Annotated in this window: 12 protein-coding genes and 1 pseudogene; all 13 read left to right on the top strand. The window is 63.4% G+C overall.

Annotated features, from left to right (window positions below; genetic code table 11):
• Positions 1-362: 362 nt before the first annotated feature.
• The 13 genes and pseudogenes from ACX1DW_RS18085 (at position 363) to tssE (ending at position 13,614) form a co-directional block, all read left to right on the top strand.
• Positions 363-1,169, top strand: a pseudogene (locus ACX1DW_RS18085) (substrate-binding periplasmic protein).
• A 159-nt stretch (positions 1,170-1,328) separates the two neighbouring features.
• On the top strand, positions 1,329-1,808 hold the full coding sequence (locus tag ACX1DW_RS18080; RefSeq protein ID WP_230724152.1) for a thermonuclease family protein: 480 nt from the start codon (positions 1,329-1,331) through the stop codon (positions 1,806-1,808).
• Between the two features lie 149 nt (positions 1,809-1,957).
• Entirely contained in the window at positions 1,958-2,722 is a 765-nt protein-coding gene (locus ACX1DW_RS18075) for a substrate-binding periplasmic protein (RefSeq protein ID WP_458992067.1), read from the top strand.
• 154 nt (positions 2,723-2,876) lie between these two features.
• Positions 2,877-4,934 (top strand): BCCT family transporter, encoded by a 2,058-nt coding sequence (locus tag ACX1DW_RS18070; protein WP_458992066.1) that lies wholly within the window; start codon positions 2,877-2,879, stop codon positions 4,932-4,934.
• 290 nt (positions 4,935-5,224) lie between these two features.
• Positions 5,225-5,998, top strand: coding sequence for an ABC transporter ATP-binding protein (locus ACX1DW_RS18065; RefSeq protein ID WP_102839004.1), 774 nt, complete (start codon positions 5,225-5,227; stop codon positions 5,996-5,998).
• A 14-nt stretch (positions 5,999-6,012) separates the two neighbouring features.
• Complete coding sequence (locus tag ACX1DW_RS18060; RefSeq protein WP_063540139.1) at positions 6,013-6,768, top strand: ABC transporter substrate-binding protein; 756 nt, start codon at positions 6,013-6,015, stop codon at positions 6,766-6,768.
• A 63-nt stretch (positions 6,769-6,831) separates the two neighbouring features.
• Positions 6,832-7,527: an ABC transporter permease gene (locus ACX1DW_RS18055; protein WP_458992065.1), complete on the top strand. Its 696-nt coding sequence runs from the start codon at positions 6,832-6,834 to the stop codon at positions 7,525-7,527.
• Positions 7,524-8,213: an ABC transporter permease gene (locus tag ACX1DW_RS18050; RefSeq protein WP_063540141.1), complete on the top strand. Its 690-nt coding sequence runs from the start codon at positions 7,524-7,526 to the stop codon at positions 8,211-8,213. The genes ACX1DW_RS18055 and ACX1DW_RS18050 overlap by 4 nt, the downstream gene beginning before the upstream one ends.
• A gap of 114 nt (positions 8,214-8,327) precedes the next feature.
• Entirely contained in the window at positions 8,328-9,230 is a 903-nt protein-coding gene (locus tag ACX1DW_RS18045) for a D-hexose-6-phosphate mutarotase (RefSeq protein ID WP_458992064.1), read from the top strand.
• Between the two features lie 380 nt (positions 9,231-9,610).
• On the top strand, positions 9,611-11,173 hold the full coding sequence (gene tssA / locus ACX1DW_RS18040) for a type VI secretion system protein TssA (protein ID WP_458992063.1): 1,563 nt from the start codon (positions 9,611-9,613) through the stop codon (positions 11,171-11,173).
• Positions 11,174-11,190: 17 nt separating this feature from the next.
• A complete protein-coding gene (gene tssB / locus ACX1DW_RS18035; protein ID WP_008567243.1) occupies positions 11,191-11,697 on the top strand; it encodes a type VI secretion system contractile sheath small subunit in 507 nt (168 codons plus the stop codon).
• A gap of 26 nt (positions 11,698-11,723) precedes the next feature.
• A complete protein-coding gene (gene tssC, locus ACX1DW_RS18030) occupies positions 11,724-13,202 on the top strand; it encodes a type VI secretion system contractile sheath large subunit (protein ID WP_003303357.1) in 1,479 nt (492 codons plus the stop codon).
• Between the two features lie 4 nt (positions 13,203-13,206).
• Positions 13,207-13,614: a type VI secretion system baseplate subunit TssE gene (gene tssE, locus ACX1DW_RS18025; RefSeq protein WP_003303358.1), complete on the top strand. Its 408-nt coding sequence runs from the start codon at positions 13,207-13,209 to the stop codon at positions 13,612-13,614.
• Positions 13,615-13,618 lie beyond the last annotated feature (4 nt).

Raw genomic sequence — 13,618 nt, 5'->3', positions numbered from 1 at the left:
TTCCGTCCCTGGCACCACTAATACCGAGAAACCCCAAGCGAAATTAATTTCCTTGGGGTTTTTTATTGCCTGTGATTTTTGCCGGCGGCGCGCGACGCTCGCCGGAACAGCCTTGACGGTATTCACACGGAAGCACCCGCCCAGCATCGCCGGCGTTCTGTGATCCCCCAAGCCACCCGCTGACTGAAGCTCGGATACCGAACGGCACCTACGCCGCAGCACGAGGACATAGCCGCAGGCAAGCTGCGCAGGGCCAGCAGTCCTTCATTCCCTTCATTGCTCCGACTTCATGCTGCGCTAGGCTGGTGTTAACTGGGCGGGCCTGAGCGGGATGTTGCCTGGCCGCGTCGAACTGCCAAGGAATGCTGCACAGCGCAAGGAGCCGAACGGTGCACAGGATTCTCTCGATTCTGCTGATATGGCTGTTGTCGAACGCCGGCCCGGCCGGCGCGGCGCAGTGGCGTTTCGTGACCGAGGACTTCCCGCCGTTCACCTACCCGGCTGACGCCCCGGCCAGCGAAACCGCAGGCGTTGGCGCGGCCGGCCCGTTCGTGGAGGTGGTACATGCGATCTGCGCACGCCTGCAGCACCAGTGCACGATCACCCTGTACCCCTGGCAGCGCGCATTCCGCCTGGCCGAGCAGGGGCAGGTGGACGGAATATTCACGCTCACACCTTCACCGCAACGCGAGCAGATGTTCCACATCAGCCGGATGCTGGTCACTTCTCGCTACAGTGTTTTCGCCCAGACCGAGAGCAGCTTCGTCTAGAACCAACCAAGCGATATGGCGGGGCGACTGGTTGGCGTCTATGGTCCGTCCGGTACCTCCTATGTGCTGTCCGAGCGCCTCAAGTCGGTGCCTGACGTACGCTTGCACCTGACTACCGACAATCGACGACTCTTACGCATGCTGCAGTCCGGACGCTTCGGCGTGGACGGCCTGGCAGTGCTCAATCAGGATGTCGCCTGGCATCTGATCGAACAAGAGCGCCTCGCCGGAGTGCGTGAGGCCGGCGAGATGGGTCCGATCCGCTATGGCATCGGCCTCTCGCGCAAGACGGTGAGCGAGGCACAGTTCGAGGCGTTCGAGCAGGCGCTGGACGCGGCGATAGCCGATGGCACGGTGCCGAATATCCTGCGCCGGCACCAACTCGAAGCCGCCTTCTGAGCGTTGCGCACGCGCTGGCAAGCGACGGTTCGGCGCATTTCTCGCCATGCGTGACCGGCCGCCATTTCGCCAACGCAGACGGACCATCTGAGACCTGGCGCCGATCAGGGCAGCGACCAGCCTGTTACCCTCGCCCGCCCGAACCGCATGGACGCCCTCATGCTGCGCTACCTGCTTGCCGCCCTGCTCATCACTGCCATGCCTGCCTCTGCCGAGTCGCTCGATTGCCGGGTGATCGGCATCGCCGACGGCAACACCTTCAGCTGCCGGACCAACGCGGGCGAACGGCTCCGGGTTCGGCTGGCGGAGATCGACGCCCCGGAACTCAAGCAACCCTACGGCAGCCAGGCCCGGCAAGCGCTCTCCGACCATATCTTCGGCAAGAACGTGACGCTCGAGGTCAAGGGCCGCGATGGCCTTGGGCGGACCCTGGCGCGAGTCGGCGTTGGCAATATCGACGTCAATTCGGAAATGGTCAGGGCGGGCGCCGCCTGGGCGTATCGCGCTCGCCTGGACGACCGCAGGCTGCTCGACCTGGAGGCTGTCGCCCGAGAGTTCCGGCGTGGCCTGTGGTCGTTGCACAAGACCGAACAGCAACCACCATGGGAATGGCGCGAGCAGATGCGCAAGAGCCGCTAGCTGGGGCACGCTCATCGGTCGACGTCACTAGCCGGGCGCCAGACCTGAGCTGACTGCCCTGATTCAGGGTCGCGCCGAGAACGGCGACACGCTAGGCTGCAAGGGCGTGGAGCGTATTGCCGCTCTGCCGATCGCCTGGAGCTTGCAGCATGCCCACTCGATGGATTGCGATAGTCGCCGGCCTGACACTCATGGGCAATTGCCAGGCCGATGAGCTGCGCTTCGTTACCGAGGATTTTCCGCCGTTCACCTATGCATCAGCCACAGCGACCGCAGACCGTGCGGCCGGGCCTTTCGTCGAGATCGTCGAAGCCGTCTGTGCGCGGATGGGAGTCGACTGCCCGGTGCAGCTGCTGCCGTGGCGCCGTGCACTGGCGCTGGCCGAAATGGGCGAGGTGGACGGTATATTCACCGTGATTCGCTCGCCGGAGCGCGAGCGCGCCTTTCACCTCACCCGCATGCTGGTCACCTCACGCTATGGCGTCTATGCCCGCTCGAGCAGCCGCTTCGTTTTCCACCGCCCGCAGGACCTGGCCGGGCGCAGCGTCGCCGTCTACGGGCCGTCAGGTACCTCGTTCGTGCTCGGCCAGCACCTGGCCGAGGTCAGCGACGTGACACTGATCCTGAAGGCCGACAATCGGCGGCTGCTGCGCATGCTGGAAGCCGGCAGGTTCGGCGAACAGGGCGTCGCAGTGGTCAATCAGGACGTCGCCTGGCACCTGATCGACCAGGAAAGGCTGCTCGACATCCACGAAGCCGGCGAGCTGCAGGCTGTCTCCTACGCTATCGGGCTGTCTCGAGCGGCGGTCAGCGAAGCCGAGTTCGCCCGCTTTAACGATGCGCTGGAGGTGCTGATCGGCGAGGGGAGCATCGCCACGATTCTGCGCCATCACGGGCTGGAGCCGGCTTTCTAGACGCTTCGCTACACCGGAGCGGAATCCTTCCTCACATTTCGCTGAATCATTCGGCGCTTCGAGCCGTCTACCAGAAGGCAGCGTTCGGGCAAATCCGAAGGTCTCGCCGCGAACATCCCGCTCATCACCCGCTCATAACGGAGGCTGACCGCCCATGGATGCCGCCAGGAAATTGCCCAAGGCCATCATTCTCTTCCCCGTGTTCATCCCAGCCGTGATCGTCACGCTCCTGCTGGTGATCGGCACGATCAGCAACCCGGACCTGGCCGGTGAGGTGTTCAGCTCGACGCTGGCCTTCATCACTGCCAATTTCGGCTGGTTCTACATGCTCTCGGTGGCCTTTTTCCTGGTGTTCATCGTCGGCATTGCCATGACGCCCTGGGGCAACATCAAGCTGGGTCCGGATCACGCCGAGCCGCAGTACAGCTTCCCGGCCTGGTTCGCCATGCTCTTTTCCGCCGGCTACGGCATCGCCCTGTTGTTCTTCGGCGTGGCCGAACCCGTATTGCACTATGCTTCGCCGCCCGCCGGTGCGGGGGAAACCGTCGACGCGGCCAAGCAGGCCATGCAGATCGCCTTCTTCCACTGGGGCTTTCATATCTGGGCCATCTACGGCCTGACCGGCCTGGTACTGGCGTACTTCTCGTTCCGCCACGGCCTGCCGCTGTCGATGCGCTCGGCGCTGTACCCGATCATCGGCGAGCGCATCCACGGGCCGATCGGCCATGTGGTGGATGTCTTCGCGATTCTCGGCACGCTGTTCGGCATCGCCACCACGCTGGGTCTGTCCGTCACCCAGATCAACGCGGGCATCAACTACCTCTGGCCGTCGATACCGATCAGCATCAACGTGCAGATCATCGCCATCGCGATCATTACCGCAATGGCGATCTGTTCGGTGGTTGCCGGGCTGGACAAGGGTGTGAAGAACCTGTCGCTGCTGAACATGATCCTGGCGATCGGCCTGATGCTCTTCGTGTTTCTGGCCGGGCCGAGCATCTTCATTCTCGAAACCTTCCTGCAGAACACCGGCAGCTACCTGAACAACATCATCGAGCGCACCTTCAACCTGCAGGCCTACAGCCGCAGCGACTGGATCGGCAACTGGACCCTGTTCATCTTCGGTTGGACCATCGCCTGGTCGCCGTTCGTCGGGCTGTTCATCGCCAAGATCAGCCGTGGCCGAACCATCCGTCAATTCGTCTTCGGCGTGATGTTCGTGCCGACCATGTTCACCTTCCTCTGGTTCTCGGTGTTCGGCGATACCGCACTGCACATGATCATGGTCGAAGGCTATACCTCGCTGATCGGCGACGTGCAGGCGGACAACGCCATCGCCCTGTTCAAGCTGTTCGAACTGCTGCCGATGACGTCCATCGCCTCGTTCCTGGCGGTGGTGCTGATCATCACCTTCTTCGTCACCTCGTCGGACTCCGGCTCGCTGGTCATCGACTCGCTGGCCGCCGGCGGCGCGCTGCACACGCCGGTGTGGCAGCGGGTGTTCTGGGCCAGCATCGAGGGCGTAGTCGCGTCCGCCCTGCTCCTGGCCGGCGGCCTCAGCGCGCTGCAGACCATGACCATCGCCAGCGCGCTGCCCTTCGCGATCATCATGATGATCGCCGCGCTGGGCATGTGGCGCGCTCTGGTGATCGAAGGCCACCACGAAACCAGTCTGCAAAGCCATATGCAGGGCAGCCGGCTGGCGAGCAACGCCGGTCCCGGCCTGTGGAAGAAGCGCCTGGCGGGGATGGTCAGTTTTCCCAGCCGGGAAGAGGTCGACGGCTTCATGAACACCACGGTGCTCAAGGCCATGCGCCGGGTGCAGCGCGAACTCAGTGGCCAGGAATGGGCTGCCGAAGTGCACACCGATGAAGCCCACTCGCGGCTTTACCTGGAGGTCATCAAGGACGACCAGGTGGACTTCATCTACGAGATCCGTGCGGTCGGTTACGCCATGCCGGCGTTCGCGCTGACCGAGGGTCCGGAGGCCGACGAGCAGTACTACCGTGCCGAGGTGTTCCTGCGCCGCGGCGGCCAACATTACGACGTTTACGGATACGACCAGGCGGACATCATCAGCGACATACTCGACCAGTTCGAGAAGTACCTGCACTTCCTGCACATCTCGCCGGGAAGCTTGCCGTGGAAAATGGCCGAGCACGACGAAATGCTCTCCGACGATCAAGACGCACCGAAGCCGGAAGCGGGCTGAGAGCGGTGGCAGCTTCAGGCCGCAGCCAAGCGGACCGAGCTGCCGCTTGCGCCGGGCAGCGGAGCGCACCTGCGCACGCGGCATCGACTTCATCTATATAGCCAGGAGCGCATTGTTGGCCGGCGAAACGTGACCGAACGGTCACATCGCTCAACGCCGCATCGCGCTTGGCGCATGCCGCGGTGCATGCTAGGTTTGCGCCTCGCCAGGAAGGCGAGCAGTTCGCCTGGAGCGCACCAACAGAATATCCGGACCCTGGCGGCCATCGCCGGTCCGAAAGAGGACCCCTCATGGCCGAGGCCATCCCTGCACTGGAAATCCGCAACCTGCACAAGCGCTACGGCGACCTGGAAGTTCTCAAAGGCATTTCGCTGACCGCCCGTGACGGCGACGTGATTTCCATCCTCGGCTCTTCAGGCTCCGGCAAGTCCACCTTCCTGCGCTGCATCAACCTCCTGGAAAACCCCAATGAGGGTGAAATCTTGGTGGCCGGCGAGCAGCTCAAGCTCAAGCGCGACAAGCAGGGTGATCTGATTGCCGCTGACGGCAAGCAGCTCAACCGGGTTCGCAGCGAGCTGGGCTTCGTGTTCCAGAACTTCAACCTCTGGCCGCACATGACCATCCTCGACAACATCATCGAGGCACCGCGCCGCGTGCTCGGCCAGAGCAAGGCCGAAGCCACCGAGGTGGCCGAGGCGCTGCTGGCCAAGGTCGGCATCGCCGACAAACGCCACGTCTACCCCAACCAGCTTTCCGGCGGTCAGCAGCAGCGCGCGGCGATCGCTCGCACGCTGGCGATGCAGCCCAAGGTAATCCTGTTCGACGAACCCACCTCGGCGCTCGATCCGGAAATGGTACAAGAAGTGCTTGCAGTGATCCGGTCGCTCGCCGAGGAAGGCCGGACTATGCTGCTCGTCACCCACGAAATGAATTTCGCCAAGCAGGTTTCCAGCGAAGTGGTGTTCCTCCACCAGGGTCTGGTCGAGGAGCAGGGGACGCCCGAGCAGGTATTTGACAACCCTCAATCGGCGCGCTGTAAACAATTCATGTCCAGCCATCGCTAATGGAGCAACACCGCATGAAGAGCTATAAAAAGATCCTGCTGACCGCTGCTGCCTCGCTGATCATCGGCACCCAGGCATTCGCCGCGGAAAAACTACGGATTGGTACCGAAGGCGCCTACCCGCCCTTCAACCTGATCGATGCCAGCGGCAAGGTGGTTGGCTTCGACCTCGACATCGCCCACGCCCTTTGCGCCAAGATGCAAACCGAGTGCGAAGTGGTCACCTCCGACTGGGACGGCATCATCCCGGCCCTGAATGCCGGCAAGTTCGATTTCCTCGCCGCCTCGATGTCGGTGACCGAAGAGCGCAAGAACGCCGTCGATTTCACCGATCACTACTACACCAACAAGCTGCAGTTCGTGGCGCCGAAGGGCGTCGAGTTCAAGACCGACAAGGACTATCTGGACGGCAAGGTCATCGGCGCGCAGCGCGCAACCATCGCTGGCACCTGGCTGGAAGACAACCTGGACGGCGTGGTCGATATAAAGCTCTATGACACCCAGGAGAACGCCTACCTGGACCTGGCCTCCGGCCGCGTCGACGGCATCCTGGCCGACACCTTCGTGCAGTGGGAATGGCTCAAGAGCGATGCCGGCAAGGACTTCGAGTTCAAGGGCGAACCGGTATTCGATGACGACAAGATCGCCATCGCCGTGCGCAAGGGCAACGACGAGCTGCGTGAGAAGCTGAACAAGGCGCTGGCCGAAATCATCGCTGACGGCACCTACAAGCAGATCAACGACAAGTATTTCCCGTTCAGCATTTACTGATCCAACCGAGCCGAAGCCCGGTCGCCTGAAACTGGCCGACCGGGCTTTGGTGTTTGAGCTTCTATGATTCCTGACCTTCACGGATTCGGGCCGGCGCTCATTGCCGGCACCTGGATGACCATCCAACTGGCCCTCGCCTCCCTGGCGCTGGGGCTGGTGCTCGGCCTGCTCGGCGCACTCGCCAAAACCTCGCCCTACAGCGCGCTGCGCTGGCTCGGCGGCACCTACTCGACCATCGTGCGCGGTGTCCCTGAACTGCTCTGGGTGCTGCTGATCTACTTCGGCACCATCAGCCTGATTCGCGGTATCGGCGAGTTGTTCGGCATCGAGAACCTGGTGCTCAGCCCGTTCGCCGCCGGCACCATCGCCCTCGGCCTGTGCTTTGGCGCCTATGCGACCGAGGTCTTCCGCGGCGCGCTGCTGGCCATTCCCAAGGGTCACCGCGAGGCTGGCCTGGCCCTGGGCCTGGGCAAGCGGCGCATCTTCCTGCGGCTGATCCTGCCGCAGATGTGGCGCCTGGCCCTGCCGGGTCTGGGCAACCTGTTCATGATCCTGATGAAGGACACCGCGCTGGTTTCGGTGATCGGGCTGGAGGAAATCATGCGCCGCTCGCAAATCGCGGTGACCGCCAGCAAGGAGCCTTTCACCTTCTTCCTCGTGGCCGCCTTCATCTACCTGTGCCTAACCATCGTCGCCATGATCGGTATGCACTTCCTCGAAAAACGTGCCGGCCGCGGCTTCGTGCGGAGCGCAGCATGACCTGGGAAATCTTCATCAAGTGGCTGCCGAGCTTCATCGAGGGCGCCTGGCTGACCCTTCAGCTGGTCGGCGTTTCGGTCGTCGCCGGACTGATCCTCGCCGTACCGCTGGGCATCGCCCGCTCCTCCCGGCATCTGGCGGTCCGCGCGCTGCCTTATGGCTACATCTTCTTCTTCCGTGGCACACCGCTGCTGGTGCAACTGTTCCTGGTCTACTACGGCATGGCGCAGTTCGAGGTGGTGCGCCAGAGTGCGCTCTGGCCGTATCTGCGTGACCCGTACTGGTGCGCCATCATCACCATGACCCTGCACACCGCCGCCTATATCGCCGAGATCATCCGCGGCGCGATCCAGAACGTGCCTCACGGTGAAGTCGAAGCCGCCCGCGCGCTGGGCATGTCACGCGCGCAGGCGCTGCTGCACATCATCCTGCCGCGTGCGACACGCATCGGCCTGCCGGCCTACAGCAACGAAGTGATCCTGATGCTCAAGGCCAGCGCCCTGGCCAGCACCATCACCCTGCTGGAACTGACCGGAATGGCACGCAAGATCGCCGCACGCACCTACCTGCACGAGGAAATGTTCCTCACCGCAGGCCTTATCTACCTGCTGATCGCCTTCATCCTGATGCAGGGCTTCAAGCTGCTGGAACGCTGGCTGCGGGTCGACGCCTGCCAGGGCCGCTAAGCCCTGGCTGCCTCCTCGGCTCAGCGAGGAGGCATGCTCTGCCTGGCCACTTTGGCTGAATCCCGCCTCCGCTCCGCTGTCAGACGCAAACCCGATCCCATCACGAGATTGCCCATGCCTGTCGATATTCAACGCATCGAAATGGACCAGCTCGCCTGCTGGCGAGTCCGCCGCGGTGAGGACGAACTGCTGATCGCCGAACAGGGCGCGCAGATCCTCAGCTATCGCCAGGGCGATGCGCCGCCGATCATCTGGCTCAGCGAGGAGGCCGCCTATCAGCAAGGGCAGTCGGTTCGCGGTGGCGTACCCGTGTGCTGGCCATGGTTCGGCGACCTGGCGCGCAACCCGCAAGGGGTCCAGGCGAGCTACCACGGCGAGCAACCCGCCCCGTTCCATGGCCTGGTGCGCACCCTGCCCTGGCAACTGCGCGAACAGCGCAGCGAAGGCGATACGGCGATTCTCGAGTTCCACTGCCCGCAGGCGCTCGGCGCACTGCCGGGCTGGCCGCACCGGGTCGAACTGACACTGCAGATCCGCCTGGCCGACGAGCTGGAGCTCAGCCTCAGCAGCCGCAACGTCGGCACGCAGGCAGTCACCATCAGCCAGGCCCTGCACAGCTACTTCGCTGTCAGCGACATCCATCAGGTCCGCATCGAAGGCCTGGCCGGCTGCCCTTACATCGATACGCTGCTGGATTGGCAGCAGCGCCAGCAGCAGGACGGCGACCTGGCGTTCAACGGCGAAACCGACCGCATCTACTTGCAGCTGCCGACAACTCTGGTGCTCATCGACCCGGCATGGAAACGCAGTATCCGGCTGACCACTCGCGGCTCGCGCTCCGCCGTGCTGTGGAACCCCTGGATCGACAAGGCCAAGCGCCTGTCCAGCTTCGCCGACGACGCCTGGCAGCGCATGGCCTGCATCGAGACAGCCAACGTGCTGGACGACGTGGTGGTATTGCAGCCCGGCCAGCAGCACCTGTTGGGCGTGTCAGTCACCGCAATCCCCGCGCTCTGAATTGCCGAATACGATCGGCTATAACAGCGCCAATCATCTTTCTGTGATCGAGTAGATAGTTGCATGTAAGTGATGACTTACATGCAACTGGACTAATTCGCACAAGTTCAAATAGATCGCAGAAGCAAATTTCCCGACAGTTTTGAATTAGTTCCGTCGGCCGCCGGCTAATATTTCCCACTGCAACAGAGATCACACTTCTCGCCTTGAATGAGGCATACCCCCCGTCTAGGATGCCCACCCCATAAGGCCCTGTGCAATTTGTTGCGCAGGGAAAGTGCGCAAGAAGTTGCGCACCTCCTTTCTCGGAAACATGCCGCTCTTAAATATTCGGCAGTTTCAAAGTTCACGGATCGAACTTGAGCGTCACGGAAGACCCAATGCACGCCAGCGCACTCAGCAAGCATTATCTGGAACTTGCCAGAAAGCCGGTCAATGACAGCAATTTCGCTGGCGACGATATTCGCTACAGCAGCGAATTCGAATTGCTCGAGGCTGAACTGGCCAAGGCCGGAGCATTGCACCAGACCACCGGTATCGACTGGCAGAAGGTCCGCGAGGGCAGCGAGATGCTGCTCGCCTCGCTGTCCAAGGATCTGCGCGCCGCTGCCTGGCTGACCTGGAGCCTGTTCCAGCGTGAGTCCTTTGCCGGGTTGCAGGCCGGCCTGAGCGTTCTGCACTACCTGTGCAGCCATCACTGGGCCGAGCTGCATCCGCGCAAGCCGCGCACGCGCGCCGCCGCGATCAACTGGCTGCTGCCGCGCCTTGAACAGACCTTTTCCGAAGACGTGCCGGTCGGCGAACAGCTGCCGCTGTTCCGCAGCCTCGCCGAGCAACTGCATGCGCTGGAGCAATGCCTGTCCGACCATCTCGGCGAAGACGCACCGCTGCTGCTGCCGCTTTGCCGCCAGCTCGACGGCATGGTCAAGCGCGCCAGCTCGGGGCAACCGCAGCCCGGGACAGTGGGCGCAGCCATCGCCCAGGTGAAGCAGGTCGCCAGCCAGGTCTTCGCCCCCGGCTCGCCGATCGAGAACGACAAGGAAGCGCTCAAGGCTCTGCGCAACCTGCAGGAACAGGCCCGCCCGCTGACCGCCTGGTGGCTCAAGCAGCGCACCAGCGATCTGCGCCCCCTGCGCCTGGCGCGAACCCTGCTCTGGCTGAGCATCGACAGCCTGCCCGAGCACAACAGCGAGCAGATCACCGCGCTACGTGGCGTACCCGCCGACAAGCTGGCCAGCTACCGCGAACGCTTCGCTCAGGGGCAGTACGCCGACCTGCTGGTGGACCTGGAAAACAGCACCGCGCGCGCGCCGTTCTGGCTGGACGGTCAGCGCCTGGCCTGGGAGTGCCTGCAGGAGCTAGACGCCGCGCAGGCCATGCGCGAAGTGGAGATTCAGCTCGCGCTGTTCCTGCAACGCGTACCGCGTCTGGAAGAGCTGTGCTTTCACGACGGCACCCCGTTCGCCGACGCCGAAACCCGCGCCTGGATCAGCGGCCAGGTCATGCCCCATGTACAGCCGGCCACGGCCGCCAGACAGGAAGAACCGCCTGTCACCGGCACCGCACAACCGAGCTGGGAGCTCGCGCTGCAAGAAGCCGTTCCGCTGTTGCGCAAAGAAGGCCTCAAGCCTGCCGTGCAACAGCTCAAGCAGGGCCTGGCTCGCGCCCGCGGCGACCGCGAGCGCTTCTTCTGGCAGCTGAGCCTCGCCCGCCTGTGCTACCAGGCCAAGAAATACGAGCTGGCCAAAACCCAGCTCGAAGCACTCGACCAGCAGCTCGAGGCCAGTGGCCTGGGCAGCTGGGAACCCGATCTCGCCCTCGAGGTACTGCGCCTGCTGCACAGCTGTTGCGAGCTGCTGCCGCAGAACCACGCCGTGCGTGAAAGCAAGGATGAGATTTACCGCAGGCTGTGCCACCTCGATCTCGAAGTGGTGCTGGACTAACCGCAAAGGAGAACACCATGGCCAAAGAAGGCTCGGTTGCACCCAAGGAACGCATCAACGTCACGTTCAAGCCGGCCACCGGCAATGCTCAGGAAGAGGTCGAGCTGCCCCTCAAGCTGATGGTGCTGGGCGACTTCACCCAGCGCGCCGACGACCGCAAGATCGAGGACCGCAAGCCCATCGCCATCGACAAGAACAGCTTCGACGAGGTCCTGGCCAAGCAGGAGCTGAACCTGACCTTCGGCGTGCCGAACCGTCTGCAGGACGAGCAGACCGACGACGAACTGGCCGTGCAGCTGCGCATCAATTCGATGAAGGACTTCAACCCGGCCAATCTGGTCGAGCAGGTTCCGGAGCTGAAGAAACTGATGGAACTGCGCGACGCCCTGGTCGCCCTGAAAGGCCCGCTGGGCAACGCCCCTGCCTTCCGTAAAGCCATCGAAAGCGTACTCGCCGACGACGATTCGCGTGACCGCGTACTCGGCGAACTGGGCCTGGCGGCCAAAGAGAAGCTGGACGCCTGATATCACCGACAAGGAAGCACATCTACATGACCACTAGCGCAGCCGCCGTCGAGCACGGCAACCACCTCGCCGAAGGCGGCATCCTCGACCGCATCATCGCCGAAACCCGCCTGACCCCGGACGACGAGGCCTACGACATCGCCAAGCGCGGCGTCTCGGCCTTCATCGAAGAACTACTCAAGCCGCAGAACGAAAACGAGCCGGTGAAGAAGGCCATGGTCGACCGCATGATCGCGGAGATCGACGCCAAGCTCAGCCAGCAGATGGACGAAATCCTTCACCACCCGCAGTTCCAGGCCCTGGAGTCGTCCTGGCGCGGCCTGAAGCTGCTGGTGGATCGCACCAACTTCCGCGAGAACATCAAGCTCGAGCTGCTCAACGCCTCCAAGCAGGACCTGCTGGACGACTTCGAGGACAGCCCGGAGATCGTCCAGTCCGGCCTGTACAAGCACATCTACACCGCCGAGTACGGCCAGTTCGGCGGCCAGCCGGTCGGTGCGCTGATCGCCAACTATTTCTTCGACCCCAGCGCGCCCGACGTGAAGACCATGCAGTATGTCGCCAGCGTCGCCAGCATGTCCCACGCGCCCTTCATCGCCGCCGCCGGCCCGAAATTCTTCGGCCTGGAAAGCTTCACCGGCCTGCCGGACCTGAAGGATCTCAAGGACCACTTCGAGGGCCCGCAGTTCACCAAGTGGCAGAGCTTCCGCGAGCAGGAAGATGCCCGCTACGTCGGCCTGACCGTTCCGCGCTTCCTGCTGCGCAACCCCTACGACCCGGAAGATAACCCGGTTAAAAGCTTCGTCTACAAGGAAAACGTCGCCGGCAGCCACGAGCACTACCTGTGGGGCAACACCGCCTACGCCTTCGCCAGCCGCCTGACCGACAGCTTCGCCAAGTTCCGCTGGTGCCCGAACATCATCGGCCCGCAGAGCGGTGGCGCGGTCGAGGATCTGCCGCTGCACCACTTCGAGAGCATGGGCGAGATCGAGACCAAGATCCCGACCGAAGTGCTGGTTTCCGACCGTCGCGAGTACGAGCTGGCCGAAGAAGGCTTTATCGCCCTGACCATGCGCAAGGGCAGCGACAACGCCGCGTTCTTCTCTGCCAACTCGGCGCAGAAGCCGAAGTTCTTCGGCAACAGCGAGGAAGGCAAGACCGCCGAGCTGAACTACAAGCTCGGCACCCAGCTGCCCTACCTGTTCATCGTCAACCGCCTGGCGCACTACCTGAAGGTGCTGCAGCGCGAGCAGATCGGTGCCTGGAAGGAGCGCACCGACCTCGAGCTGGAACTCAACAAGTGGATCCGCCAGTTCGTCGCCGACCAGGAGAACCCCAGCGCCGAAGTCCGCAGCCGTCGCCCGCTGCGCGCCGCCCAGGTCAACGTCAGCGACGTAGAGGGCGAACCAGGCTGGTACCGCGTCAGCCTCAGCGTGCGTCCGCACTTCAAGTACATGGGCGCTGATTTCACCCTGTCGCTGGTCGGCAAGCTGGACAAGGAATAAGCACTTGAACGGATACGGCAGCCTCTTCGAACGCCTCGGCGGTGACGCCGCGCGACGTTCCGGCTGGAGCCGCGAAGTCGCGGCGATGGCCTCGGTGGCTGCCCATCTGGCCAAGATGCTCAGCACCCGAGCGGGCAGCGTGCAGACGCTGCCCGACTACGGGTTGCCCGATCTCAACGATATGCGCCTGTCGCTGCACGACTCGCTGCAGCAGGCGCGTATCGCCATCGAGCGCTTCATCGAAGCGTACGAACCCAGGTTGACCCAGGTGCGCGTGCTGTCGCTGCCGCGAACCCACGACCCGCTGACCCTCGCCTTCACCATCGAAGGCCTGCTGGAAGTGGATGGCCTCAAGCGCCAGGTCAGCTTTTCCGCCAGCCTGGATGGCAGCGGACAGGTCAAGGTCCAGTAAGGAG

It is taken from the genome of Stutzerimonas sp. KH-1, from assembly GCF_054483855.1.
This window is presented reverse-complemented; position numbering and strand designations above follow the sequence as displayed.